Origin of the sequence: Rhodococcus sp. As11 (assembly GCF_048957735.1) — a bacterium.
Taxonomy (GTDB): domain Bacteria; phylum Actinomycetota; class Actinomycetes; order Mycobacteriales; family Mycobacteriaceae; genus Rhodococcus; species Rhodococcus gordoniae.
On the sequence record NZ_JARDJE010000004.1, the window covers coordinates 205,088 to 231,355 of the forward strand.

The 26,268-nt window shown below is 70.0% G+C and carries 22 protein-coding genes; 21 read left to right on the forward strand and 1 reads right to left on the reverse strand.

The features are described 5' to 3' along the window. The 20 genes from PV766_RS07080 (at position 1) to PV766_RS07175 (ending at position 24,527) form a co-directional block, all read left to right on the forward strand. Positions 1-837 (forward strand): hypothetical protein, encoded by an 837-nt coding sequence (locus PV766_RS07080; RefSeq protein WP_421096746.1) that lies wholly within the window; start codon positions 1-3, stop codon positions 835-837. Positions 838-908: 71 nt separating this feature from the next. After that, complete coding sequence (locus PV766_RS07085; RefSeq protein ID WP_064065468.1) at positions 909-2,741, forward strand: peptidoglycan D,D-transpeptidase FtsI family protein; 1,833 nt, start codon at positions 909-911, stop codon at positions 2,739-2,741. 208 nt (positions 2,742-2,949) lie between these two features. Further along, the gene (locus PV766_RS07090) at positions 2,950-4,569 is read left to right on the forward strand and encodes a UDP-N-acetylmuramoyl-L-alanyl-D-glutamate--2,6-diaminopimelate ligase (RefSeq protein ID WP_421096747.1); all 1,620 of its coding nucleotides are present in this window, start codon (positions 2,950-2,952) and stop codon (positions 4,567-4,569) included. Next, the gene (locus PV766_RS07095) at positions 4,566-6,110 is read left to right on the forward strand and encodes a UDP-N-acetylmuramoyl-tripeptide--D-alanyl-D-alanine ligase (RefSeq protein WP_064065466.1); all 1,545 of its coding nucleotides are present in this window, start codon (positions 4,566-4,568) and stop codon (positions 6,108-6,110) included. The genes PV766_RS07090 and PV766_RS07095 overlap by 4 nt, the downstream gene beginning before the upstream one ends. Continuing rightward, the gene (gene mraY, locus PV766_RS07100; RefSeq protein ID WP_016933866.1) at positions 6,107-7,186 is read left to right on the forward strand and encodes a phospho-N-acetylmuramoyl-pentapeptide-transferase; all 1,080 of its coding nucleotides are present in this window, start codon (positions 6,107-6,109) and stop codon (positions 7,184-7,186) included. The genes PV766_RS07095 and mraY overlap by 4 nt, the downstream gene beginning before the upstream one ends. Before the next feature lies 1 nt (position 7,187). Next, positions 7,188-8,678 carry a UDP-N-acetylmuramoyl-L-alanine--D-glutamate ligase gene (murD, locus tag PV766_RS07105; RefSeq protein ID WP_064065465.1) on the forward strand — a complete coding sequence of 497 codons (1,491 nt, stop codon included), beginning with the start codon at positions 7,188-7,190 and terminating at the stop codon, positions 8,676-8,678. Continuing rightward, positions 8,675-10,243 carry a putative lipid II flippase FtsW gene (gene ftsW, locus PV766_RS07110; RefSeq protein WP_084422031.1) on the forward strand — a complete coding sequence of 523 codons (1,569 nt, stop codon included), beginning with the start codon at positions 8,675-8,677 and terminating at the stop codon, positions 10,241-10,243. Before murD ends, ftsW begins: the two co-directional genes overlap by 4 nt. Next, on the forward strand, positions 10,240-11,394 hold the full coding sequence (murG, locus tag PV766_RS07115; protein WP_129976199.1) for an undecaprenyldiphospho-muramoylpentapeptide beta-N-acetylglucosaminyltransferase: 1,155 nt from the start codon (positions 10,240-10,242) through the stop codon (positions 11,392-11,394). Before ftsW ends, murG begins: the two co-directional genes overlap by 4 nt. Beyond that, the gene (murC, locus tag PV766_RS07120) at positions 11,391-12,959 is read left to right on the forward strand and encodes a UDP-N-acetylmuramate--L-alanine ligase (RefSeq protein WP_115311469.1); all 1,569 of its coding nucleotides are present in this window, start codon (positions 11,391-11,393) and stop codon (positions 12,957-12,959) included. The genes murG and murC overlap by 4 nt, the downstream gene beginning before the upstream one ends. A gap of 110 nt (positions 12,960-13,069) precedes the next feature. Further along, positions 13,070-13,729: a cell division protein FtsQ/DivIB gene (locus PV766_RS07125; RefSeq protein WP_016932842.1), complete on the forward strand. Its 660-nt coding sequence runs from the start codon at positions 13,070-13,072 to the stop codon at positions 13,727-13,729. Positions 13,730-13,985: 256 nt separating this feature from the next. Further along, positions 13,986-15,224 carry a cell division protein FtsZ gene (ftsZ, locus tag PV766_RS07130; protein WP_421096748.1) on the forward strand — a complete coding sequence of 413 codons (1,239 nt, stop codon included), beginning with the start codon at positions 13,986-13,988 and terminating at the stop codon, positions 15,222-15,224. Then, positions 15,221-15,967 (forward strand): peptidoglycan editing factor PgeF, encoded by a 747-nt coding sequence (gene pgeF / locus PV766_RS07135; protein WP_421096749.1) that lies wholly within the window; start codon positions 15,221-15,223, stop codon positions 15,965-15,967. The genes ftsZ and pgeF overlap by 4 nt, the downstream gene beginning before the upstream one ends. Continuing rightward, positions 15,964-16,698, forward strand: coding sequence for a YggS family pyridoxal phosphate-dependent enzyme (locus tag PV766_RS07140; RefSeq protein WP_064062925.1), 735 nt, complete (start codon positions 15,964-15,966; stop codon positions 16,696-16,698). Before pgeF ends, PV766_RS07140 begins: the two co-directional genes overlap by 4 nt. Positions 16,699-16,730: 32 nt before the next feature. After that, positions 16,731-17,393 (forward strand): cell division protein SepF, encoded by a 663-nt coding sequence (locus PV766_RS07145; protein WP_016932846.1) that lies wholly within the window; start codon positions 16,731-16,733, stop codon positions 17,391-17,393. Positions 17,394-17,547: 154 nt separating this feature from the next. Beyond that, entirely contained in the window at positions 17,548-17,838 is a 291-nt protein-coding gene (locus tag PV766_RS07150) for a YggT family protein (RefSeq protein ID WP_006554132.1), read from the forward strand. Positions 17,839-17,989: 151 nt separating this feature from the next. Then, a complete protein-coding gene (locus PV766_RS07155) occupies positions 17,990-18,835 on the forward strand; it encodes a DivIVA domain-containing protein (protein ID WP_064062926.1) in 846 nt (281 codons plus the stop codon). 64 nt (positions 18,836-18,899) lie between these two features. Then, positions 18,900-19,160 (forward strand): hypothetical protein, encoded by a 261-nt coding sequence (locus PV766_RS07160; RefSeq protein WP_064062927.1) that lies wholly within the window; start codon positions 18,900-18,902, stop codon positions 19,158-19,160. 260 nt (positions 19,161-19,420) lie between these two features. Then, positions 19,421-22,579, forward strand: coding sequence for an isoleucine--tRNA ligase (gene ileS / locus PV766_RS07165; protein WP_421096750.1), 3,159 nt, complete (start codon positions 19,421-19,423; stop codon positions 22,577-22,579). A gap of 11 nt (positions 22,580-22,590) precedes the next feature. Beyond that, a complete protein-coding gene (locus PV766_RS07170) occupies positions 22,591-23,901 on the forward strand; it encodes a DNA polymerase IV (protein WP_421096823.1) in 1,311 nt (436 codons plus the stop codon). 122 nt (positions 23,902-24,023) lie between these two features. Next, a complete protein-coding gene (locus tag PV766_RS07175) occupies positions 24,024-24,527 on the forward strand; it encodes a hypothetical protein (protein ID WP_016932851.1) in 504 nt (167 codons plus the stop codon). A gap of 83 nt (positions 24,528-24,610) precedes the next feature. Here the strand turns inward: PV766_RS07175 and PV766_RS07180 are convergent, their stop codons facing one another. Next, the gene (locus PV766_RS07180) at positions 24,611-25,567 is read right to left on the reverse strand and encodes a hypothetical protein (RefSeq protein WP_421096751.1); all 957 of its coding nucleotides are present in this window, start codon (positions 25,565-25,567) and stop codon (positions 24,611-24,613) included. A 67-nt stretch (positions 25,568-25,634) separates the two neighbouring features. On the opposite strand from PV766_RS07180, the gene lspA reads away from it, so the two are divergent. Continuing rightward, positions 25,635-26,255 carry a signal peptidase II gene (gene lspA, locus PV766_RS07185; protein WP_016935470.1) on the forward strand — a complete coding sequence of 207 codons (621 nt, stop codon included), beginning with the start codon at positions 25,635-25,637 and terminating at the stop codon, positions 26,253-26,255. Positions 26,256-26,268 lie beyond the last annotated feature (13 nt).

Genomic DNA, 26,268 nt, shown 5'->3' on the forward strand with positions numbered 1-26,268 from the left:
ATGACCGTACAGGTGGCACCCTCGCAGCGCCGGCACTCGGGGCGATCGACGGCAGCGCAGCGTGCCTATCAGAGACGGTCTCAGCGCGCCGCGCAGCTCGGTGTCGAAACGGTCGAGACCCGCGGCCGGACGACGGGTGCCGGGCGTGTCCGCACCCGGATCCCGTTCGTCGCCACCATCATCGCCCTTCTCGGCGTGGGTATGGCCGTGACGTTGTTGCTCACCACCCGCGCGACCGAGGACTCCTACGAGCTGAGCGCGGCGCGTTCCCTCAACGAGGAGCTCGCGCAGAAGCGGGCGGTGCTGCAGCGCGACGTGGCGATGGCCGAGTCGGCTCCCGCCCTCGCCGTCGCCGCGGCGGAGCTGGGCATGATCCCCACCGGGCAGGTCGCGCGGATCGTGGTCGCGCCGGACGGTTCGGTGCAGGTGGTGGGCGATCCGGTTCCGGCCCAGGGTGCACCGCCGGCTCCGCTCCGTCCGCCGGTCCGGGAGGACGCCCGCGTCCAGACTCCGCTGGCGGGCAGTGCCGGTGCGGAGACCCCGCGGCCGCTCGGTGACGTGAGCGAGGAGCCCCGTCCGCGCACCGAAGCCGAGGACGCCCGGCGGGCCGCGCCGTCCGCCGACGGCCGGCCGGTCGGCGAGGAGCCGGCACCCGCCCCCGCATCGCAGGCTCCCGTGGGCGCCGTACCGGACGCGGAAGGTGCCGCGCCTGTGCCGCCCGCGGCGGGACGACCGGTACCCGTGACCGAACTGCCGCAAGCCGAGGCGCCCCGCGTCGCGTCGCCCGAAGCGCCTGTCCAGGCCGTGCCGGCGGAACCCGAGGGCGGGCCTCGGTGAACAACCGCTCCACCCCCCGGCGTGCACCGCAGCGACGTTCCACCCCGGCGACGCGCGGCGGACGCGCTCGGATGTCCGCGCCGCGCGACCGCACGCAACGTGACAGGACGAGCTTCACCTTCCGTAACAAGTGGGGCCGGATCGGCCTGTTCGGGGCGCTGGGCGTAGCGATCGCGCAGCTGCTGTCCGTGCAGCTCGTCCAGGCTCCCACGCTGTCCGCCGAAGCGGCGAGCCAGCGCACCACCCGGCTCGTCGAACCCGCGACCCGCGGCACCATCGCCGACCGCAACGGCGAACCGCTCGCCTACACCATGGAGGCGAAGGCGCTGACCTTCCAGCCCGTGCGGGTCCGCAAGGAACTCGAGGAGGAACGCGCGAAGGATCCGACCCGGCCGGAGGTCTCGGACTATCTCGAGGGTGTGGCCTCGGCCGTTCACGACGCGCTCGGCGCCGCGGCGCCCGAGAAGGATGTGCTCGAGATGCTCGAGAGCGACGAGACCTTCGTCTACCTCGCCCGAGGCGTCGATCCGGGGGTCGCGGCGGCGATCGTCGACGAGTACGGCAAGGTCGGAACCGAACGTCAGGACATCCGCCTGTACCCGGGTGGTTCCCTCGCCGCCAACCTCGTCGGGGCTACCGGCTGGGACGGACACGGCCTGATCGGGCTCGAAGCATCGATGGACGCCGTGCTCGCGGGCACCGACGGTTCGTCGACCTACGACCGCGGTTCCGACGGTGCCGTGATCCCCGGCAGCTGGCGCGACCGGCAGCCGGCGGTCGACGGTTCGTCCGTCGAGCTCACGATCGACAACGACCTGCAGTACCACGTGCAGCAGGAGGTACAACGCGCGAAGGATCTGTCCGGCGCGAAGAACGCCTCCGCCGTGGTGCTCGACGCGCACACCGGCGAAGTGCTCGCCATGTCCAACGACGGCACCTTCGACCCGTCGATCGGTGTCGCGAACAACCCGCCCGATGCGGAACAGGGCAATCTCGCGGTCAGTTCGCCGTTCGAACCCGGATCCGTGAACAAGATCATCACTGCCGCAGCGGCGATCGAGGACGGGCTCACGCGGCCCGACGAGGTCCTGCAGGTCCCCGGAACGATCACGATGGCCGGCGCGACCGTCAAGGACGCCTGGGATCACGGGGTCGTGCCGTACACGACCACCGGTGTGTTCGGGAAGTCGTCGAACGTCGGGACGCTCATGCTCGCCGAGCGGATCGGCGAGGACCGCTTCGCCGAGATGTTGCGACTGTTCGGACTCGGGCAGCGCACCGATGTCGGCCTGCCCGGCGAATCGTCCGGGCTGCTGCCCAGCCGCGAACAGTGGTCGGGTGGCACCTTCGCGAATCTGCCCATCGGCCAGGGCCTGTCGATGACCCTGCTGCAGATGAGCGCGATCTACCAGACCATCGCGAACGACGGCGAGCGTGTCCCGCCGCGGGTCGTGCGCGCGACGATCGCGCCCGACGGCAGCCGCACCGAGACGCCCCGCCCGGATCCGGTGCGCGTGGTGAGCCCGCAGACCGCCGCGACCGTGCGCGACATGTTCCGCTCCGTCGTCCAGGCCGATACCGGCAACCAGCAGGGCACCGGCACGGGCGCCGCGATCGAGGGCTACCGCATCTCCGGCAAGACCGGCACCGCCCAGCAGATCGACCAGAACTGCAAGTGCTACTCGAACTCCGACTACTGGATCACCTTCGCCGGTATCGCGCCGTCCGACGACCCACGCTACGTCGTCGGCATCATGCTCGACGCCCCGACCCGCAGTTCCGACGGTAGTGGCGGCCAGTCGGCCGCGCCGCTGTTCCGCACCATCGCGTCGTGGTTGTTGCAGCGCGACGGTGTGCCGTTGTCGGCCGAACCGGAGAGCAAGCTGATCCTTCAGGTCGACTGATCACGCGACCACGCGGCCTCGGTACGCTGACACGTCGGTAACGTGACACGACGGTCGTCGCCGAGACCGCAGAACGGGAACGAACCCGGGAACATCCGTCGGAATGCCTGCAGACGAGCTGCAGCGAAGCGAGAGGAAACTGGTGCCTGTGCCATCGAGTCCGGATCCGTCTCCTCCGGAGGAGGGACGGAGACCCGAGCACCCACCGATGACGCAGATCTCGGTCCTCGCCGACGCCATCGGGGCGCGCGTGGAAATCGTGAACCCCGAGGCCGGAGAGGACACGGCCGGCAGGGTCGCGGTCACCGGCATCGACCTCCGTGCCCAGGGCATCCGCCCGGGCGACGTCTTCGCGGCGCTGCCCGGCGCGAAGACCCACGGTGCCTCCTTCGCCGGCACCGCACTCGAACGCGGAGCCGTCGCCGTGCTGACCGACGAGGCCGGCCGCGATCTCGTCGCCGAGGCCACCTCGGATCCGGTCGCGGTCCTCGTCCATCCCGAGCCGCGTGCCGCCCTCGGGGCGGCGTCGGCCACCGTCTACGGCCACCCCTCCCGGAGCATGCAGGTCATCGGCATCACGGGCACGTCCGGTAAGACCACGACGTCCTATCTCGTCGAGGCCGGCCTGGTCGCGGCCGGACGCGTCGTAGGTCTCGTCGGCACCGTGGAGACCCGGATCGAGGGGATCCGCGTGCCGAGCACCCTCACGACCCCCGAGGCGCCGCAGCTGCACGCCCTGTTCGCCGTCATGCGCGAACGCGGTGTCGACACGGTGGTGATGGAAGTCTCCAGCCACGCCCTCGCACTCGGTCGCGTCGACGCCACCGAGTTCGCCGTCGGTGGGTTCACCAACCTGTCCCAGGACCATCTCGACTTCCACAAGGACCTCGACGACTACTTCGGCGCCAAGGCCCGGCTGTTCGCCGAGGACTCGCCGGTCCGGGCCCGCCGCGCGGTGGTGTGCACCGACGACGTGTGGGGACGCCGTATGGCCGAGGTCGCGCGCGCCGGGCGCGACGACGCGACCGCGGTCCGCACCGTCGGTGGTGAGGGTGCTGCCGGTACCGCCGCTGCCGACTGGACCGTCACCGACGAGGTCCCCGACGAGACGGGTGTGCAGCAGTTCACCCTGACCGGTCCGGACGGGATCGCCCGCCGCGCCACCGTCGGCCTGCCGGGCCGCTACAACGTCACCAACGCCGCCCTCGCCGTAGCGCTCTGCGCCGAGGTGAGTGCCGACATCGACGCCGCGATCCGCGGTATCGCCGACGTCGCGGTGCCCGGCCGGGTCGAACGGGTCGAACGCGGACAGGACTTCCTCGCCGTCGTCGACTACGCCCACAAGCCCGCCGCCCTCGACGCGGTCATCGGCACCCTGCGCGCCGCGACCGAGGGACGCATCGCCGTCGTCGTCGGTGCGGGCGGCGACCGCGACCGGACGAAGCGGCCGATCATGGGCGAGGTTGCGGCGCGGGCCGCCGATCTGGTGGTCGTGACCGACGACAACCCACGAACCGAGAACCCCGCTGCCATCCGCGCTGCCGTCCTCGACGGTGCGCACTCCGTGCCGGCCGCCGAACGCGGCGAGATCCTCGAGATCGGCGACCGCGCCGCGGCGATCGACGCCGCGGTCGCGTGGGCCCGTCCGGGCGACGTCGTCCTCGTCGCCGGCAAGGGCCACGAGACGGGGCAGGAGATCGAGGGAGTGAAGCATCCCTTCGACGACCGCGAGGTCCTCGGCGCAGCTCTCGACAAGTACCGGACCGCAGGACCCGACGGTCACCATCCGCCGGCTGCGGGCGGTTTGCATCACGGAGGCAAGGCATGATCCCGATGACACTGGCTCGGATCGCGGAGGTCGTCGGGGGCACCCTGCACGACGTCGACGATCCGTCCGCCGAGGTGACCGGTTCCGTCGAGTTCGACTCGCGACGGATCGGTCCCGGTGGCCTGTTCCTGGCGTTGCCCGGTGCGCGCTCGGACGGCCACGATCACGCCGCGGCCGCCGTCGCCGCCGGTGCGGTGGCGGTCCTGGCCGCACGGCCGGTGGGTGTGCCCGCGATCGTCGTGCCGCCGATTCCGCCGACCGAGACCAACGCCCTCGCGCTCGAACACGACAGCGACGGATCCGGCGCGGCCGTGCTCGCCGGCCTCGCGAAGCTCGCCCGCACCGTGGTGGATACGCTCACGGACGCCGGCCTCACCGTCGTCGGTGTCACCGGTTCGGCGGGCAAGACGTCCACGAAGGACATGATCGCCGCCGTGCTCGCACCGCTCGGTGAGGTCGTCGCCCCGCCCGGATCGTTCAACAACGAACTCGGCCACCCGTGGACCGCCCTGCGCGCCACCGCATCCACTCGCTTCCTCGTCCTCGAGAAGTCGGCACGCGGCCCCGGGCACATCGCGGCCCTGGCCCGCATCGCCCCGCCGCGGATCGGTGTCGTGCTCAACGTCGGCACCGCCCACCTCGGTGAGTTCGGCTCCCAGGAGGTCATCGCCGAGACCAAGGGCGAACTCGTCGAGGCCCTGCCCAGCGCCGCCGACGGGGGAGTCGCGATCCTCAACGCCGACGACACCCTCGTGTCGAAGATGGCGACCCGCACCACCGGTCGCGTCGTGACCGTCGGAACCGGTTCCGGCGCTGCCTACCGCGCCGAGGACATCCACCTCGACGATCAGGCGCGCGCCTCGTTCACCGCCGTCGTTCCCGGCGTCGACGGGCAGGAACAGCGCGTGCCCGTGCGCTTGGCCGTCCACGGCGAACATCAGATCGGCAACGCCCTGTCGGCGATCGCCGTCGCCGTGGAATGCGGTGCGACGGTCCGGCAGGCCGCCGAGGCGCTCGCCACGGCGGGTCCCGTCTCGGCCCACCGCATGGCCGTGCAGACCCGATCCGACGGGGTGACCGTCATCGACGATGCCTACAACGCCAACCCCGACTCGATGCGAGCGGCGGTGAAGGCCCTGGTCACGATGGCGCGGTCGGGCCCCGATCGCCGACGCACCTTCGCGGTGCTGGGGGAGATGGCCGAACTCGGTGAGGACGCCGTCGTCGCCCACGACGCCATCGGACGGCTCGCGGTCCGCCTCGACGTCACCCGAATCGTCGCCGTCGGGGCCACGCGACCGGTCCGGGGTCTGTTCCAGGGGGCAGTGATGGAAGGATCGTGGGGTGAGGAAGCGAGCCACGTACCCGATGCCGACGCCGCGATCGCGTTGCTGCGCGACGAACTGCAGCCGGGCGACATCGTGCTGGTGAAGGCATCGCAGTCCGTGGGGCTGTGGACCGTCGCCGAGGCCGTCCTCGCGGACGATCCGGCCGGTACCGGAAACGACGACGCTGCTGTGGGGACGGAGGACGCCCGGTGAGACAGATCCTGTTCGCGGCGGGCATCGCGCTCGCAGTCTCGATCCTGCTCACCCCCGTCCTGATCAAGATGTTCTCCCGGCAGGGCTTCGGGCAGGAGATCCGGGTCGAGGGCCCGCAGAGCCATCAGTCCAAGCGCGGCACCCCGACCATGGGCGGCGTCGCCATCCTCGCCGGCCTGTGGGCCGGCTACTGGGGATCGCATCTCATCGGGATGGGATACGACGCCGAAGGTCCTACCGCCTCGGGTCTGCTCGTGCTCGGCCTGACCACGGCGCTCGGCGGCGTCGGATTCCTCGACGACTTCATCAAGATCCGCAAGCAGCGCAACCTGGGCCTGAACAAGACCGCCAAGTTGGTGGGCCAGCTCGTCGTCGCGGTGGCCTTCGGCATCCTCGCCCTGCAGTTCCGCAATGCGGACGGCCTCACCCCGGCCAGCACCGATCTGTCCTATGTGCGCGACATCGCCACGGTCTCGATGGGTTCGATCGTCTTCATCCTGTTCGTGTACCTGCTGGTCAGCGCGTGGTCGAACGCCGTGAACCTCACCGACGGCCTCGACGGCCTCGCCGCCGGTTCCATGGCGCTGGTGCTCGGCGCCTACGTCATCATCACCTTCTGGCAGTACCGCAACGCGTGCGCAGTGGAGCCGACCGCCGGCTGCTACGACGTCCGCGACCCGCTCGACCTCGCGTTGCTGTGCGCCGCCGGTGCCGCTGCCTGCATCGGCTTCCTGTGGTGGAACGCCGCGCCCGCCAAGATCTTCATGGGCGACACCGGCTCGCTCGCCCTCGGCGGCATGCTCGCCGGCCTGTCCATCACCACCCGCACCGAGTTGCTCATGGTGGTCATCGGAGCGCTCTTCGTCACGGAGGCCGCGTCGGTGGTCATCCAGGTCGCGGTGTTCCGATCCAGCCGCAGGCGGGTGTTCAGGATGGCGCCCTTCCACCACCACTTCGAACTCGGCGGATGGGCCGAGACGACGGTGATCATCCGGTTCTGGCTGCTCGCCGCCATCGCCTCGGCCATCGGCCTCGCACTGTTCTACAGCGAGTACCTCGCGGCGATCGGGGACTGACATGACCGACGAACTCGAACGGCTCAGAGGGCGGTCGGTGCTCGTCGCCGGAGCAGGAGTGTCCGGCCGCGCGACGATCGAACCGCTCACCGACCTCGGTGCCCACGTCACCGTCACCGACCGCGACGAGCGGGCACTGGCCGAGTGCGCGGCCCTCGGCGCGCGGACGGTCGACCTCGACACGCTCGTCGACGACTCCGCTGCGCTGCGCGAATTCGCCCTGGTCGTCACGAGTCCCGGATTTCCGCCCGACGCGCCGTTGCTGTCGCGGGCGGCCGGGGCCGCGGTGCCCATCTGGGGCGACATCGAACTGTCCTGGCGCATCGACCGCGCCGAGATCTACGGACCGGCCCGGCGGTGGCTGGTGGTCACCGGGACGAACGGCAAGACCACCACCACCACGATGGTGCACGCGATTCTCGAGGCCGCAGGTCGCAGCAGTGTCGCGTGCGGCAACATCGGTCTCCCCGTGCTCGACGCCCTGCGCCGCGACGACCCGCGCGCCGACGTCCTCGCCGTGGAGTTGTCGTCCTTCCAGCTGCACTGGGCGCCGTCGGTGCGACCCGACGCCGGTGTCGTGCTCAACATCGCCGAGGACCATCTCGACTGGCACGGCGGGATCGAGAACTACATCGAGGCCAAACTCGGGGCTCTCACCGGTGCCGTCGGGGTCCTCGGCCTCGACGATCCGATCGCCGGCGGTCTCCTGGATCGTTCCCGGGCTGTGGTCACCGTGGGTTTCACGCTGGGGTACCCCCAGGAGGGCGAACTCGGCATCAGCGGAGAACTGCTGGTCGACCGGGCGTTCGCGGATTCCGCCGTGCTGGCCCGAGTCGACGACGTGACGCCCCCCGGCCCTGCCGGACTGTCCGATGCCCTCGCGGCCGCCGCCCTCGCACGGGCGATCGACGTGCCCGAGTCGGCGGTACACGACGGTCTGCGACGGCACCGCGTGGGGCCGCACCGCGCCGCGCCGGTCGGGCAGGTCGACGGTGTCGACTACATCGACGATTCGAAGGCGACCAACCCGCATGCGGCCCGCAGTTCGCTCCTCGCGCGCGACCGCGTGGTGTGGATCGCCGGTGGTCTGCTCAAGGGTGCCCGCGTGGACGACCTGGTCGCCGAGGTGGCGCCGCGGCTGTCCGGAGCCGTGCTGCTCGGCCGCGATGCCGGCGACATCGCCGAGGCGCTGACGCGACACGCCCCGCAGGTCCCGGTCGTCGTGGTGGACACGAGCGACGATGAAGCGATGACCGATGCGACGAGCGAGACCGACACGCCTCCGGTGACGAGGATCGTGGCGCCGGGCGCCGACGGACCCACCGCGATGCGCGTGGCGGTCCGGGAAGCGGCCGCTCTCGCCTCGGCGGGAGAGACGGTGCTGCTCGCGCCGGCTGCGGCGTCGCTCGACATGTTCGCCGATTACGCGGAACGCGGCCGGAGCTTCGCGTCCGCAGTCGAGGAACTCCGCGGGGGCGGGACGCACAGGTGACCTCTCGGGCAGGCGCGACTCGGTCGGGGGCGAGCTCCGACGATCCGGTGGTGGGAGCCCGCGGCCGGTTCGGAGCCTGGTTGGCGCGGCCGCTCGCATCCTTCCACCTCGTGGTGACGATCGCCGTGTTGCTCACCGTGCTCGGACTCGTCATGGTCCTGTCGTCGTCGAGCGTGGGTGCGGTGGCCGCGGCGGGGTCGGCCTACGGGTTGTTCACCTCGCAGTTGATCTTCGCCGCCCTCGGCATGGTGATCTTCTACATCGCTCTGCAGATCCCGGTGCGTCTGATGAGACGGTTCGCCTTCCCCGCGTTCGCGTTCTCGGTCGTGCTGCTGGTGCTCGTGCTCATCCCCGGCATCGGCACCCTCTCCCAGGGCACCCGGGGCTGGTTCGTCATCGCCGGCATCTCGCTGCAGCCGGCCGAGATCGCCAAGATCACCCTCGCGGTGTGGGGTGCGCACCTGCTGGCCTCGCGCCGCGGCGAGAACTCCACCCTCCGCGAGATGCTCGTCCCGCTCGTCCCGGCGGCCCTGCTCGTGACCGGCCTGATCGTGCTGCAGCCCGACCTCGGCACCACCGTCTCGATCGTGATCATCGTGCTGGCCCTGCTGTGGTTCGCGGGCCTGCCCCTCAAGGTGTTCCTCGGCATCGTCGGCACCGCCGGCACGCTCGCGGTGATCCTGGCCCTGACGGCCGGTTACCGCTCGCAGCGCGTGCGGGCCTTCTTCAATCCCGGCGACGACCCCCAGGGTGCCGGTTACCAGGCGCGACAGGCGAAGTTCTCCCTCGCGGACGGCGGCCTGTGGGGTCGCGGGCTCGGCCAGAGCCGCGCGAAGTGGAGCTATCTTCCCAACGCCCACAACGACTTCATCTTCGCGATCATCGGCGAGGAACTCGGCTTCCTCGGCGGGGTGGCCGTCATCGGCCTGTTCGGACTGTTCGCCTATGTCGGACTGCGCATCGCGATGCGCTCGGCCGATCCCTTCCTGCGTCTGTTCACCGCGACGGCGACGACGTGGATCATCGGTCAGGCGTTCATCAACATCGGTTACGTCGTGGGGCTTCTGCCCGTGACCGGTCTGCAGTTGCCGCTCGTGTCGGCCGGTGGCACGTCGACGGCCACCACCCTGCTGATGTTCGGGCTGATCGCGAACGCGGCCAGACACGAACCCGAGGCGATCGCCGCGCTGCATGCGGGGCAGGACGGCCGGTTCGCGCGATTGCTGCGCCTGCGCAAGCCGGAGGCGTACCGGCCCGGTCGCAGACCGGCGCGTACGGCCGCAGCGCGGCAGCCGCGAGCGCGGGTCGCGGTGCCCGAGCGGGCCGCTCCCGCAGCGTCGGGTGGTAGAGGGTCGCGCACGCGGCAGCCTCAGGCGCCGAACGAACGGCAACGTGGAGCGGCGCAGGACCGTCGGGCGTCCGCGGGTCGCGCGCAACCGACGGACGGAACCGGCCGGGCCCGGCGCGCGCAACCCGCGCGGGAACCGGCCCGCGGCCGGCAGCAGACGAACCGCACGACACGCGGATCGAACGGACGAAGCGGAGAGCGAGGGAACCGTAGGTGAGTGGGGAGAGGCCGGCACTGTCGGTGGTGGTGGCCGGAGGTGGTACGGCCGGGCATATCGAACCGGCGCTCGCGGTGGCCGATGCCGTCCGCGCACTCGTGCCCGATGCGCGGATCACGGCGCTCGGCACCGAGCGCGGACTCGAGACGACCCTGGTGCCGCGACGCGGCTACCCACTCGAACTCGTCCCGCCCGTGCCGCTGCCCCGCAAGCCGACGGTGGACCTGCTGAAGCTGCCGGCCCGGGTCGTCGCGTCGGTGCGCCGCACCCGGCAGGTCCTCGACGAGGTCGACGCGGATGTCGTCGTCGGTTTCGGTGGATATGTGGCGTTGCCCGCCTACCTCGCGGCCGAGGCCGGTCCGCTGCGTCGACGCCGTCGCATCCCCGTGATCGTCCACGAGGCCAATGCGAGCGCGGGTATCGCCAACAGGATCGGAGCCCTGAGGGCGGAACGCGTGCTCGCCGCCGTCCCGAACTCGGGAATCGTCCGGCGCGGTGACGCGCAGATCGTGGGGATCCCGGTCCGCTCGTCCATCACCGGTCTCGACCGCGCCGGTCTGCGCGGGGAGGCACGGCGGCACTTCGGTCTGCCCGACGATGTGCCCGTCCTGCTCGTGTTCGGTGGCTCGCAGGGGGCGCGGTCGCTGAACGAGGCCGTGTCCGGAGCGTCCGCCGCGCTCGCGGAGGCCGGCATCGCCGTACTGCACGCGCACGGACCGAAGAACACCGTCGACATCCCCGCCCATCCCGGCCACGTCCGGGCGCCGTACGTCGCCGTGCCCTATCTCGAACGGATGGACCTCGCGTACTCGGCGGCCGACGCGGTGGTGTGCCGATCCGGGGCCATGACGGTCGCGGAGGTGTCCGCGGTGGGTCTGCCCGCGGTGTACGTGCCGCTCCCGCACGGGAACGGCGAACAGGAACTCAACGCCCGTCCGGTCGTCGCGGCGGGCGGCGGAACGATCGTCGCGGACGGCGACCTGAATTCCGATTATGTCGCGACGGACGTGGTGTCGTTGCTCGGCGACGAGCGCAGACTCGTGGAGATGGGGCGCAGCGCCGCGGCCGCCGGTCATCGCAGTGCCGCGGACGAGTTGGCGCGCATAGTGCTCGAGGTTGCCGGAGCGGAACCGAACAGGAGTGAACGATGAGCGCGCAGTTGCCCGCCGAACTCGAGCGGGTGCACATGGTCGGTATCGGTGGCGCCGGGATGTCGGGCATCGCCCGGATCCTGCTCGCGCGCGGGGGACAGGTGTCGGGTTCCGACGCGAAGGAGAGCCGCGGTGTGCTCGCCCTGCGGGCGCGGGGCGCGCAGGTCCGCATCGGGCACGCCGCCGAAGCTCTCGACCTGCTCGACGGCGGTCCCACGGCCCTGGTCACGACGTTCGCCGCGATCCCGCAGGACAATCCCGAACTCGTTGCCGCCCGCGAGCGGGGGATCCCGATCCTGTTGCGCCCCACGGTCCTCGCTTCCCTGATGCGCGGACACCGTACCTTCCTGGTCTCGGGCACACACGGCAAGACCTCGACGACGTCGATGCTCGTCGTCGCGCTGCAGCACTGCGGCTTCGATCCGTCCTTCGCGGTGGGCGGTGAACTCAACGAGTCCGGGACCAACGCGCACCACGGCAGCGGGGACGTCTTCGTCGCCGAAGCCGACGAGAGCGACGGTTCGCTGCTGCAGTACGACCCGAACACCGTCATCGTCACGAACATCGAGGCGGATCACCTCGACTATTTCGGGACGCCGGAGGCGTACACGGCGGTCTTCGACGAGTTCGTCTCCCGCATCGCGCCCGGTGGTCTGCTGGTCGTGTGCCTCGACGACCCCGGATCGGCAGCGCTCGCCGAGCGGGTCGTCGCGCTCGGCCGCGACGACCTGCGGGTCCGGGGCTACGGCACGGCCGACGTCATCGGCACCGAGGGCGACCACCGCGGCGTTCCTGTCGGCGTGCGTCTCCTCGGCTGGGAGGCCAAGGACGTGGGTGGGGTCGCCGAACTCCACCTCGCGGGTGAGGATTCGCCGCGGACGGTGCGACTGTCGGTCCCCGGCCGGCACATGGCGTTGAACGCTCTGGCCGCGCTGCTCGCCGCGCTCGAGGCCGGGGCGCAGGTCGACGAGGCGCTCGAGGGACTGGCCGGTTTCGGCGGAGTGCACCGGCGATTCCAGTACACCGGCCGCGAACACGGCGTGCGGGTGTTCGACGACTACGCCCACCATCCCACCGAGGTCCGGGCTGTCCTGGCGGCCGCGGCCGAACTCGTCGCGGGGGAGCCGCTGCGCTACACCGAGACCGGCACCGAACGGCCCCGGGTGATTGTCGTGTTCCAGCCGCACCTCTATTCGCGCACCGAGGCGTTCGCCACCGAGTTCGGCGCGGCTCTCGACCTCGCCGACGAGGTCGTCGTGCTCGACGTCTACGGCGCCCGGGAGGAACCGATCCCCGGTGTGAGCGGTGCGCTGGTCGCCCGGGCGGTGAGCAGGCCGGTGCACTACCAGCCGAACCTGTCTGCGGTTCCCCGGCAGGTCGCGCGTCTGACCAGGCCCGGAGATGTCGTGATCACGATGGGCGCGGGTGACGTCACGATGCTCGGCAGGCAGATCCTCGACGCACTCCACAGCAAACCGGGGCGCTACCGTCCGGCCGGGTCCTCACCCGAGCCCGGCGGATTCCGTGCTGCCGGTGGCTCCGGACCGGAGCCGATCGACCCGTGACGCCCGCCGCCGTCTCGTCACGTGCACGTCGTGGGCGACCGTCACGAGAGCCTCGTGAACCCGGGGGGCCCAGGGAACGCGGCACCGCCCGCCGCCCGTCGGGCCGGTCGGTGCGGTTGCGGACCGTGCTCGTCGGGGCAGGGATCGTCGTGGTGCTCCTCGGGGCGATCGCGGTGGCCTGGTTGTCGCCGTTGCTGTCCGTGCGGTCGATCGAGGTGACGGGGATCGAGGTCGTCACCTACGACGAAGTGGTCGACGCGCTCGAGGTCGCCGAGGGCACACCGCTGCTGCGGGTCGACACGGCAGCGGCGGCGCAGCGTGTCGCGACGATTCCCCGCGCGGCTTCGGTCCGGGTGCAGCGGGTGTATCCCTCCTCTGTGCGTGTGACGGTCACGGAACGGGAGGCGATGGTCTTCTTCGACGCACCCGACGGCACCCATTCGGTAGACATCGAGGGGGTCGACTTCGCGGTCGAGCCACCACCGATGTTCACCCCGCGACTGGTGACGCCCTCGCCCGGCACGGGTGATCCCACGACCCGCGCTGCCGTGGAGGTGCTCGACATGCTGCCGCCCGAGCTGCGCGTCCAGGTCGAGACGATCGAAGCGCCGACGGCATCCGACATCTCGCTCGTGCTCACCGACGGGCGTGTCGTGGTGTGGGGTGGAGTCGATCGTTCGGACCGGAAGGCGGCGGTCGTCGGTCCGCTGCTGACACAGCCGGGGGAGCGATTCGACGTGGCGAGTCCCGACCTGCCGACGGTGAGGTGAGGGATCGGTGAAATTCGTGCGGCGTGTCCGGCGCGTCTGCTGGCTAATCCCGGTACCCGTGCCATAGCGTTTCGGACAGCCGCGTTACTTGACATAACCTTCAAGCTGTGGTTGAGGGTTTGTCGAGGCGACGTGCTGCAAGGCCGTCCGACAGACGGACGCGACCGACATGAGCCAGACCCCGACCCAGCACCACCCAGACCCGAGCACCACCCGGAAGCATGCACCACCCGGAACTTCAGGAAGGCGAGAGCACATGACGCCCCCGCACAACTACCTCGCCGTAATCAAGGTCGTCGGTATCGGCGGTGGCGGCGTGAACGCGGTCAACCGCATGATCGAGCAGGGACTCAAGGGAGTCGAGTTCATTGCCGTCAACACCGACGCGCAGGCGCTGCTCATGTCGGATGCCGACGTCAAGCTCGACGTCGGTCGCGAATTGACCCGCGGACTCGGCGCCGGCGCAGACCCGGAGGTCGGCCGCAAGGCCGCCGAAGACCACAAGGACGAGATCGAAGAGGTGCTCAAGGGCGCCGACATGGTCTTCGTGACGGCCGGCGAGGGCGGTGGAACCGGTACCGGCGGTGCACCCGTCGTCGCGAGCATCGCCCGCAAGCTCGGCGCGCTCACCGTCGGTGTCGTCACGCGCCCGTTCTCGTTCGAAGGCAAGCGCCGCGGCAGCCAGGCAGACACCGGAATCCAGACGCTGCGCGAATCCTGCGACACGCTCATCGTCATCCCCAACGACCGGCTCCTGCAGCTCGGCGACGCCGCCGTCAGCCTCATGGACGCCTTCCGTTCCGCCGACGAGGTGCTCCTCAACGGTGTGCAGGGCATCACCGACCTGATCACCACCCCGGGTCTGATCAACGTCGACTTCGCCGACGTCAAGGGCGTCATGTCGGGCGCCGGCTCGGCGTTGATGGGCATCGGCTCGTCGCGTGGTGAGGGTCGTGCCATCAAGGCCGCCGAGGCGGCGATCAATTCGCCGCTGCTCGAGGCGTCGATGGAAGGTGCGCGCGGCGTGCTGCTGTCGATCGCCGGCGGATCCGATCTCGGTCTGTTCGAGATCAACGAGGCCGCCTCGCTCGTGCAGGAGGCCGCACACATCGACGCCAACATCATCTTCGGCACGGTCATCGACGACTCGCTCGGCGACGAGGTCCGAGTGACCGTCATCGCTGCCGGGTTCGAGGGCGGAACCCCCGCTCGCCGTCCGGTCGAGGTGGGTCAGCAGCAGCCGGGCCAGTCGCAGCAGCAGCAGCAGCAGTCGCCGCAGCAGCAACAGTCGTCCGGCCGTCCCGGTGCGATCGGTGTCGCCCGCGCCGGTGAACTCGGCCGCCCGGAGCGCGAGCCGGTCGAGCCGGCTCCCGTGCGGGACCCGGCGCCTGTTGCCGGCCAGCCTCCGGCAGGAGGGGGCAACGCACCCCGCAGCGTGGACATCGACGACGACGGTGACGACGACGTCGACGTGCCGATCTTCATGCGCCGTTGACGGCTCCGCATCGCCTGCTGCGCGCGCGCCGGGTCGTGACCACACGGGCCGGTGGGGTGTCCGCAGTTCCGTACGACAGTTTCAACCTCGCCGACCACGTCGGTGACGATCCGGCCGCGGTCGACGCCAACCGGCGGCGACTCGCGTCCGTCATCGGGCTGCCGCCCGAACGCTTCGTCTGGATGGAACAGATCCACAGCCGCAACGTCACCGTGGTCGACGGCCCGGTGACGGGTCCGGTTCCTGCCACCGATGCGCTCGTCACGCGCGAGACCGGGCTCGCGCTCGCGACCCTCAGTGCCGACTGCGTGTCGATCCTGCTGTCCGACGAGGCCGCCGGGGTGATCGCTGCCGTGCACGCCGGTCGTGTCGGTGCGCGCATCGGAATCCTTCCCCGGGTCCTCGACGTCATGGTCGACCTCGGGGCCCGCCCCGAGCACATCGGCGCATTGCTCGGACCGGCGGCGAGCGGACGGAACTACGAGGTGCCCGCGGCCATGAGAGCCGACGTCGAGGCCCACCTGCCGGGCAGCGCGACCCGCACGAGTCGCGGAACACCCGGTCTCGATCTGCGTGCCGGTCTGCGCCGGCAGCTCGCCGAGCACGGTGTGACGGCCGTGGTCGAGGATCCGCGGTGCACGATCGAGGACACCGCTCTGTTCAGTCACCGGCGTTCGGCACCCACCGGCAGGTTCGCCTCGGTCGTCTGGCTCGAGGAGGCACGCGAGGAGGGGACGGCGTGAGCGTTCCGGCCTCCGGGGACAGGCGCCGCGAACTCGCCGGACGTCTCGCCGCCGTCCGCGAGCGACTGGACGCCGCGGCCCGCGCGGCCGGTCGGGATCCGTCGGAGGTCGCACTGCTCACCGTCACCAAGTTCTTTCCCGCCTCGGACGCCGTGCTCCTCCACGAGCTGGGATGTGACCGCTTCGGCGAATCACGTGAGCAGGAGGCGAGTGCGAAGATCGCCGAGTTCCGGGCGAGCGTGGCCGAGCCGGTCGAGTGGCACATGATCGGGCGGGTGCAGCGCAACAAGGCTCGTGCGGTCTCCCGCTGGGCGCACACGGTGCACTCGGTCGACAGTCTCCGTCTCGTGCACGCCTTCGAGAAGGGTGTGCGGGCGGCGCTCGACGATGGTGAACGCGAGGCCCCGCTGCGAGCCCTGCTGCAGGTCAGCCTCGACGGAGACCGAGAGCGGGGCGGCGTGGTGGCCGAGGATCTTCCGGCCCTCGCGGACGCGGTCGGCGCGTCCGAGGTGCTCGAACTCGGAGGCCTGATGGGTGTCCCACCGCTCGGGTGGGAGCCCGAGCGCGCGTTCGAGCAGCTGCACGGCCTGCATGCACGCCTGCTGGAGGATCACCCCGCGGCCGTGGAGTTGTCCGCAGGGATGTCAGGTGACCTCGAACACGCGGTTCGGTGGGGTTCGACGTGCGTGCGTGTCGGAACGGCGGTCTTGGGGTATCGACCGTTAGCCTGAATGACATCCGCCGCGCGAGGGAAAGGCGATCGATGAGCACACTCCACAAGTTCAAGGCGTACTTCGGGATGGTGCCGCTCGAGGATTACGAGGACGAATACCTCGACGATCCGGCGAGCGGCCGTCGCGACCGCGATCGGGACTACGGCGACGCGCCCTACGGCGGCTACGCGCCGTCGCACCGCGACGAGTACGCCCCGTCGCATCGCGAGGAACCGGTCCGCGAGTTCGAACACGACGAATTCGACCGGTACGAGCCGGCACCCCGCCCGCGGGTCGAGCCCATCACGGCCCGCAGCGCCCGCCCGGCGCCCGCCCCGGCCCGTGCTGTCGCCGGGCGTGCATCCCTGGGTGCCGAGAGCCGGCTCGAGCGCGCCGAACCCCGGCGTGGCGCGCTCTTCGACGAGGGAGGTCCGTTGTCCAAGATCACCACGTTGCGCCCCCGCGACTACAGCGAGGCGCGAACGATCGGTGAGCGTTTCCGCGACGGGACGCCGGTCATCATGGACCTCGTCGAGATGAGCAACGCCGACGCCAAGCGTCTCGTCGACTTCGCGGCCGGACTCGCGTTCGCGCTGCGCGGCTCGTTCGACAAGGTGGCCACCAAGGTCTTCCTGCTCTCGCCCGCCGACATCGACGTCTCCGCGGAGGAGCGGCGGCGCATCGCCGAGACGGGCTTCTACAACCAGCAGTAGTCGACGCGCGATGCGCGGGCGCGTACGGCGCGCCCGGCGTCGCACGCCCGTCGCCGTCCCTCGAGTGTCCCGACACGCCCGGCCATGATGCAGATCACTGCAGGCCGGGCGTTTCGGTTTTGATCGACCCGTCCTCGTCGGGCATTGTGGGCAGGTGGCCGTTTTCGAGGTGCTGTGGTTCCTGCTGTTCATCTTCTGGCTTCTGCTGATCGGACGGATCATCGTCGAGTTCATCAGAACCTTCGCGCGGGAGTGGAAGCCGTCCGGCTTCGTCGTCGTCGTCCTCGAAGCGATCTTCACGGTCACGGACCCGCCGGTGAAGTTGCTGCGGAGGTTGATTCCTCCGCTCAATCTCGGTGGTGTACGGCTCGATCTGTCCATCATGGTCTTGCTGTTCATCGTGTATTTCCTCATGGCATTCCTGCCCAGGGGCGGAGCAGCATGACGCCCCCGCCCGGCGTCGTGCCGGGCAGTCCCGGAGCTGCCGTGTGCCACAATGGAGTGCCATATACAGTGGGTTTTGATACGCGTAACGCACTGTCGATTACTCAGAACGCCTGCTTGACCGCTTACTCGACGCGTGAAGGGATCCTTCCATGCCGCTGACACCAGCTGATGTGCACAATGTCGCGTTCAGCAAGCCTCCGATCGGGAAGCGTGGTTACAACGAGGACGAGGTCGACGCCTTCCTCGATCTCGTCGAGCAGGAGCTGACGAATCTCATCGAGGAGAACGCCGACCTGCGTCAGCGGGTGGCCGAACTCGACCAGGAGCTCGCCGAGGCCAAGAAGGCGCCGCGCACCGCGTCGTCGTCCGCGCCGGCGGCCCCGTCCAAACCGGAACCCGCACGCGTGGTGGAGACGCCCAAGCCGGAGCCCGCTCCGGCGCCGGCCCCCGCTCCGGTCGCCGCGGCACCGTCGAGCGGCGACGCGAGCATGCAGGCCGCCAAGGTCCTCGGACTCGCCCAGGAGATGGCCGACCGGCTCACCGGCGATGCCAAGGCCGAGGCCGAGGAGCTCGTCCGCAACGCCCGGACGAATTCCGAGCAGCTCGTCTCCGATGCCCGCACCCGCAGCGAGGCGATGATCGCCGACGCGCGGCAGAAGTCCGACGCGATGCTCGCCGACGCGCGCACCCGCTCCGAGACGCAGCTGCGTCAGGCCAAGGAGAAGTCCGACGCCCTGCAGGCCGACGCCGAGAAGAAGCACACCGAGATCATGGCGACCATCAACCAGCAGCGTTCCGTGCTGGAGGGTCGTATCGAGCAGCTCAAGACGTTCGAGCGCGAGTACCGGGTCCGTCTGAAGTCCTACCTCGAATCGCAGCTCGAAGAGCTCGAGCAGCGTGGTTCGGCCGTTCCGGTGGACGGCGGACAGGAAGCGTTCAACCAGTCCAACTCGTCGTCGTTCGGGTCGTCGTCCTTCGCGAAGGGCAACAGCTGACCGACGGTCTCCCGGCCTGATGCTGTACGGCCCTGGTGCTGTACCTCGGTAGAGGAGGAGCGTCGTGCTCGTCGTCACGCTGGTACTCGCAGCTGTCGGATTCGGTCTCCTCGTGATCGCGTTGATGACCGGATCCGTGGTCTGGGCATGGGGTTGTATCGCGGTGTGCGTCGTGGGAGCGGTGATCCTGCTCGCGAGCGCACTCGGCGGCCGGAGCTCGGCCGAAGGCGAGTGGGCCGATCCGCGGTCCGCCGGGCAGGCCGGACGTCGCGGCCGGCGCGCACCGCGGCAGCGTCCCGGCGACCGGAATTCGTCGGATCGCTGAAGCGGCCTACAATATGCACCATCGAGTGAAGCTCGATCCCGCGCATGCGGGGCGGCGTCGATCCGGCCATCACCGGGGAGCCTCCGGAAGAACGGCGACCGCCGCGGTCGCTCACTAGAACCGGACGGGTGGGCCCGTCACAGCCCGAACGAGTGGCCGTCCCCACGGGACGTGCAAGCGGGGTGGTACCGCGGTAGCCGTGCACGCGCACGGTGATCGTCCCCGTGCCGAGACGTATCCAGGCACGGAGGAGCCACGCTGTGACCGAGAACCACGCTGCACCGGATCCCACCGCAGCAACCGCCGGCGGTACTGCCGGATATCCGCGCGTCGACTACGACCTGCCGCGCGATTCGGGCGTCGACTTCCCGGCGCTCGAAGAGCGCGTCCTCGCACAGTGGGCCACCGACGGCACCTTCGAGGCGTCCCTGCGCAATCGCGACGGCGCCGACGATTTCGTCTTCTACGACGGCCCGCCCTTCGCGAACGGCCTGCCGCACTACGGGCACCTGCTCACCGGCTACGTCAAGGACGTCGTGCCGCGCTTCCAGACCATGCGCGGCAAGAAGGTCGACCGCCGCTTCGGCTGGGACTGTCACGGTCTGCCCGCCGAACTCGAAGCCGAGAAGCAGCTCGGCATCACCGACAAGTCGCAGATCGACTCGATGGGCCTCGCCGAGTTCAACGCGTACTGCAAGCAGTCGGTGCTGCGCTACACCGGTGAGTGGCGCGACTACGTCACCCGCCAGGCCCGATGGGTCGACTTCGACAACGACTACAAGACACTCGACCTCGACTTCATGGAGTCGGTCATGTGGGCGTTCAAGTCGCTGTACGAGAAGGGCCTGATCTACCAGGGCTTCCGCGTGCTGCCCTACAGCTGGTACGAGCAGACACCACTGTCGAACCAGGAGACCCGCCTCGACGACGCATACAAGATGCGTCAGGACCCGGCGGTCACCGTCGACATGGTGCTGCGCGCCCCCGGCTCCGAACTCGACGGCGCGTGCGCGCTCATCTGGACCACCACGCCCTGGACCCTGCCGTCGAACCTCGCGATCGCGGTACACCCCGAGATCGAGTATGTCGCGGTGCGCGGCGCCGACGCGAAGATCTACCTGCTCGCGCAGGACCGCCTCGGACATTACGCCCGCGAACTCGGCGAGGATCCCGAAGTCCTCGGCCGCTACCGCGGCGCCGACCTCGTCGGCCTCGCCTACGAGCCCCCCTTCGATTTCTTCACCGGGCGGGAGAACGCCCACCAGGTCATCGCCGCCGACTACGTCACCACCGAATCCGGTACCGGAATCGTCCACCTCGCACCGGCCTTCGGTGAGGAGGACATGGAGTACTGCCAGCGCAACGGCATCGAGCTCGTGCAGCCGCTCGACCCGGGCGGCAAGTTCACCTCGATGGTCCCGCCGTACGAGGGCCTGCAGGTCTTCGACGCCAATCCGGTGATCATCAAGGACCTCAAGGCCGCCGGAAAGTTGTTGCGGCACGAGACCATCGAGCACTCCTACCCGCACTCGTGGCGGTCGGGCCAGCCGCTGATCTACATGGCGGTGCCGTCGTGGTTCGTCGCCGTCACCCGCTTCCGCGACCGCATGGTCGAGCTCAATCAGCAGATCACGTGGGTGCCCGAACACATCCGCGACGGCCAGTTCGGCAAGTGGCTCGAAGGTGCCCGCGACTGGAACATCAGCCGTAACCGGTACTGGGGCAGCCCGATCCCCGTGTGGGTGTCGGACGATCCGGAGTACCCACGCGTCGACGTCTACGGTTCGCTCGACGAACTCGAACGCGACTTCGGCGTGCGGCCCACCGACCTGCACCGGCCGATGATCGACGAACTCACCCGGCCCAACCCCGACGACCCGACCGGCAAGTCGACGATGCGTCGTGTTCCCGAGGTGCTCGACTGCTGGTTCGAGTCCGGTTCCATGCCGTTCGCCCAGGTGCACTACCCCTTCGAGAACCGCGACTGGTTCGACACGCACTATCCGGGCGACTTCATCGTCGAGTACAACGGGCAGACCCGTGGCTGGTTCTACACGCTGCACGTCCTCGCGACCGCGCTGTTCGACCGTCCCGCCTTCAAATGTGTTGCTGCCCATGGCATCGTCCTCGGCGACGACGGTCTGAAGATGAGCAAGTCGAAGGGCAACTACCCCGACGTCAACGAGGTCTTCGCCCGCGACGGCTCCGACGCCATGCGGTGGTTCCTCATGTCGTCGCCGATCCTGCGCGGCGGCAACCTCGTCGTCACCGAACAGGGCATCCGCGAGGGCGTACGGCAGGCGCTGCTGCCGCTGTGGAACGCGTGGAGCTTCCTGCAGCTGTACGCGTCGAAGCCGGGCACCTGGCGGACCGATTCGCCGAACGTGCTCGACCGGTACATCCTCGCCAAGCTCGCGCAGACCCGCGAGGTCATCACCGAGGCGCTCGAGACGGTCGACATCGCCGGTGCGTGCGACGAACTGCGCACCTTCTGCGACGCGCTGACCAACTGGTACGTGCGGCGCTCGCGGAACCGGTTCTGGGACGAGGACACCGACGCGATCGACACCCTCCACACGGTGCTCGAGGTCGTCACGCGCCTGGCCGCGCCGTTGCTGCCGATGGCGTCCGAGGTGGTCTGGCGGGGTCTGACCGGGGGCCGGTCGGTGCATCTGGCGGACTGGCCGGCCGCCGACGACCTGCCGTCGGATCCGGCGCTCGTCGCCGCGATGGACGAGGTGCGCGGTGTGTGCTCGACCGTGCTGTCGCTGCGCAAGGCGCAGAAGCTGCGCGTGCGGCTGCCGCTGCCGGAGGTCACGGTCGCAACCCCGGGATCTGCGCACCTCGATCCGTTCGTCGACCTCATCAAGGACGAGGTCAACGTCAAGCGGGTCGTGACGACCGACGACGTCGAGGCCCACGGCCGCTTCGAGGTGGTCGTCAACGCGCGTGCGGCCGGTCCGCGCCTCGGCAAGGACGTGCAGAAGGTCATCAAGGCCGTCAAGGCCGGAGACTGGTCGCAGGCGGAGGACGGTACGGTCACCGCCGCCGGCATCACACTGCTGTCCGAGGAGTACACCAGCCGCCTCGTCGCCGCCGAACCGGAATCCACGGCCGCACTGCCGGGCGGCAACGGGCTGGTGGTCCTCGACACGACGGTCACCGAGGAGCTCGAGGCCGAGGGCTGGGCCAAGGACCGCATCCGCGAATTCCAGGACGCGCGCCGCAATCTCGGACTGGAGGTCTCGGACCGCATTTCGGTGCGGTTCGAAGTTCCGACCGAGCGTGCGGAATGGGCTGCCCGCCATCGTGATCTGATCGCGGGTGAGATCCTCGCCACGACCTTCGAACTCGGTGCGGCCGAGGGCGACGCGATCGAACTGGGCGAGGGGACGCGCGCGTCGATCGTCAAGGCGTGACTCGTCGCTGGGTGTTGCACCTGGATCTCGACGCGTTCTTCGCGTCCGCCGAGCAGTTGACCCGGCCGACCCTGCGGGGTCGGCCGGTCCTCGTCGGGGGGCTCGGGGCCCGCGGGGTGGTCGCCGGTGCGAGTTACGAGGCACGCGTCTACGGCGCGCGCTCGGCCATGCCGATGAGTCGGGCACGCCGACTCGTCGGACCGGCTGCGGTCGTGCTGCCTCCGCGCGGCATCCTCTACCGCGAACTGAGCGGACTCGTCTTCGACACCCTGCGCGCCCGGATCCCGATCCTCGAGACCCTCTCGCTCGACGAGGCGTTCGCCGAACCTCCCGAACTGGTGGGTGCCGACGCCGCCGAGGTCGAGTGGTTCTGTTCGGAGCTACGCGAACATGTGAGGGAGAGAACGGGTCTCGTCGCGTCCATCGGAGCGGGGTCGGGCAAGCAGATCGCGAAGATCGGATCCGGTCTCGCGAAACCGGACGGTGTGCTCGTCGTGAGGCCGGAGGGCGAACTCCCGCTGTTGCACGGCCTGCCCGTGCGCAGACTGTGGGGTATCGGCCCGGTGGCCGAGGATCGGTTGCGGCGGCTCGGCATCGAGACGATCGGAGATCTCGCGGCCCTGCCGGTCGCAGAGGCGGCATCGATCCTCGGCGGCACGGCCGGACCGGGTCTGCACCGGCTCGCCAACGGGTTCGACGACCGGCCCGTCGTCGAGCGCGCAGAGGCGAAACAGGTCAGCGCCGAGACCACTTTCCCGACCGACATCGTCGCGATACCCGGGTTGAGGCGCGCGATCGCGGCGTCCGCGTCCGCCGCGCATTCCCGGCTGCGCAAGGACGGCCGTGCCGCCCGCACGGTGGTGCTCAAGCTGCGCAAGGCCGACATGTCGGTACTCACCAGGTCGTCGACGCTGCCCTATGCCACCGAGGACGTTCGGGTGCTCACCGCCGCGGCCCAACGTCTCGCGCTCGATCCCCTCGAGATCGGGCCCGTCCGGCTCGTCGGTGTCGGCTATGCGGGTCTGTCCGCGATCGCGCAGGACACGCTGTTCCCCGAACTCGACCGGACGGCGACCGAGGAGTCCGTGCCGGCCGAGGACGACGACGAGGAGGCGGTCGCGTCGAGCGGACCGGCCACCCGCTGGACGCCCGGCGCCGACGTCCGCCATCCCGAGTTCGGGCACGGATGGGTGCAGGGCGCGGGACACGGCGTGGTCACCGTCCGCTTCGAGACCCGCAGCACGGGCGCGGGACCTGCGCGGACGCTCGACGAGAACGATCCGGGGCTCACGGTCGCCGATCCCCTCGCGAGCCTGAACTGAAACACGTTCCCGGCGTCCTCACGGTCCTCTCACTACCGCCGGGTACTCTTGCGGGCGATCCGCTGCCGGATGACCGAGCACGACGAACGCGTCGTGCACGACCGAACGAGAAGGACGAGAAGTTGAAGCTTCGCAAGATCACCGTCGCCACCGTGGCGCTCGCCGCTGCCCTCACGATGTCCGCCTGCAGCTCGGACGACGGCGGTAGCTCCTCCGAGACCGCGAAGACCAGCACCACCACGACCGCTGCGGCTCCGGTCGCCGACTACCCGCCGGTGCCCTCGCCCGAGGAACTCAACGCCGACCTCGCGCGCGCCTTCGACCTCAACGTCCCGGCGTCCGAGAAGACCGATCTGGTCCAGGGTGCCGAAGAGGATCCCGAGCTGATCAACAAGGTGGCCCAGGCCGCCAACGACGCCGGTGTGCAGGTGAACGTCGTCGATGTGACCGACAACGAGAACGGCACCATCACGGCCGGTGTGGAGATGGCGCTCGCGGGCAGCAACCAGCCGTCCTTCGGCACGGTCGACTTCGTCGCCGAGGACGGCACCTGGAAGGTGTCCAAGGACTACGCGTGCTCCATCGTGATCAACATGGCGCAGCTGCAGTCCCCGGCCTGCGCGTGATGTAGTAACTCGTCCCGAACGACTCGACGGCCGGCGCGGAACATCCGCGCCGGCCGTCGCCGTCGTCTCCCTGCTGTTCCGGACTACCGATCCGGGATGGCCCAACCCACCCGGTCGACCTGCGACTGGGACAGCCGCGTTCCGCCATCCGGTTCGACGTAGGTCTGATCGCCGCGCACCGTCAGCTCTCCGCCGACCGGCAGGGGGAGCGACGTGTCGACCGTCATCGACCCCTCACCGGCCATCGTGTACTGCTCGATGTCGAGACGGCCCTGCCCGTTCGGCAGCACCCAGGTGGACTCACGCGGTGTCTGTTCGACCTTCACATCGACCGTGATGCGATCGTCCTCGCGCTCGACGAGCGTCGCCGTCCCCACCTGGTCGAGGGTGATGCCGGCGCTCATCACCTGCTGGTGGACCTCCCACACCGCGCCCACCCCGATCGCTTCCTCCGGGAACGACACGATGCGATAGACGGCCTGGTAGAAGGCCTGCTCGATCGCCGACCGCGCGATGTTCGCCGCGTCGGGAGCAGGTTCGAGGCGCAGCGCGCTGACAGCGCCGGTCGGCCCGATCGTCAATCCTGCTCCGGAGCCTTCGGCATCGGACAGCGCCGACCCGAGCGTCCCGTCCGGCGACGTCGCCGACCCGACCGTGATGTCGACGACGGTGCTCGGATCCTTGTCGGAGATCGCCCGCTCGACCGTGGCCGAGAGCGGGAGAGTCAACTCGGGTGTGGAGAAGTCTTGTTGCGGGTCGGCGCCGACCCGCTGGAAGACCTCGGAGCGGGTGGTCAGGACGACGTTCTGCTGCACCCCCGTCGCGGGAGCGAACCGCACCGCCGTTCGGGGTTCGGCACCCGGGTCGAGCACCGTCGTGGCCACCGCCGACACGGGCACCGTCACCTCCGTCGATGTCGCGGCCGTGACGGCGGGCGCGCCGTCCGAAGGACCGCCGCAAGCGGCGACGAGAGTGGAGATGGACAGCACAGCCGCAAGGGCACACGGCCCCGAGCGGGCGAATCTGGACAGCGCAGGCACGACACCCAGGGTAGCCACGACGGGAGGGGGAACCGCCGCGGTCGTCCGGGTAGGGGATGATGGAACGGTGACGAACGAAGCTCCCCGACCCGACCGCGACGCGGATCCGCCGGTTCCCGGTGGTGCCGACGAACCGGCGCCGTCCCCGTCCACCGGCGTCGGCAGGCGCATGCTGCGACCGCTGCTGCTCGTGGCGCTCGTCGTCTACCTCGCGGATCTGGCGACGAAAGTGCTCGCCGTCCACTACATCGACCCGGCCGACCCGATCTCCATCGTCGGCGACACGGTCACCCTGACGCTGATCCGTAATCCCGGCGCCGCGTTCTCCATGGCCACGGGCATGACCTGGCTGCTCACGCTGGTCGCGATCGCTGTCGTCGTCGGTGTCGTGAAGATCGGCCGGACCTTGAGATCGGGGTGGTGGGCGCTCGGTCTCGCCCTGGTCCTCGGGGGAGCGCTCGGCAATCTCACCGACCGTCTGTTCCGCTCGCCCGGACCGCTCCAGGGCCACGTCGTCGACTTCGTGTCGGTCGGATGGTGGCCGGTGTTCAACGTCGCCGACTCGGCCATCGTGTGCGGAGCGATCCTGCTCGTCGCCCTGACCGTGTTCGGCATCGAACCCGACGGTGGTGCCTCGAAGGGCCGGGACGCGGCACCGGACGAAACGAGAAAGGAATCACACCAGTGAGGGAAACCCGCGC

Bases quoted from the DNA above. Each gene is read 5' to 3' on its own strand.
- PV766_RS07080 (WP_421096746.1), top strand. From the start codon at position 1: ATGACCGTACAGGTGGCACCCTCGCAGCGCCGGCACTCGGGGCGATCG.
- PV766_RS07085 (WP_064065468.1), top strand. From the start codon at position 909: ATGTCCGCGCCGCGCGACCGCACGCAACGTGACAGGACGAGCTTCACC.
- PV766_RS07090 (WP_421096747.1), top strand. From the start codon at position 2,950: ATGACGCAGATCTCGGTCCTCGCCGACGCCATCGGGGCGCGCGTGGAA.
- PV766_RS07095 (WP_064065466.1), top strand. From the start codon at position 4,566: ATGATCCCGATGACACTGGCTCGGATCGCGGAGGTCGTCGGGGGCACC.
- murD (WP_064065465.1), top strand. From the start codon at position 7,188: ATGACCGACGAACTCGAACGGCTCAGAGGGCGGTCGGTGCTCGTCGCC.
- murC (WP_115311469.1), top strand. From the start codon at position 11,391: ATGAGCGCGCAGTTGCCCGCCGAACTCGAGCGGGTGCACATGGTCGGT.
- ftsZ (WP_421096748.1), top strand. From the start codon at position 13,986: ATGACGCCCCCGCACAACTACCTCGCCGTAATCAAGGTCGTCGGTATC.
- PV766_RS07145 (WP_016932846.1), top strand. From the start codon at position 16,731: ATGAGCACACTCCACAAGTTCAAGGCGTACTTCGGGATGGTGCCGCTC.
- PV766_RS07155 (WP_064062926.1), top strand. From the start codon at position 17,990: ATGCCGCTGACACCAGCTGATGTGCACAATGTCGCGTTCAGCAAGCCT.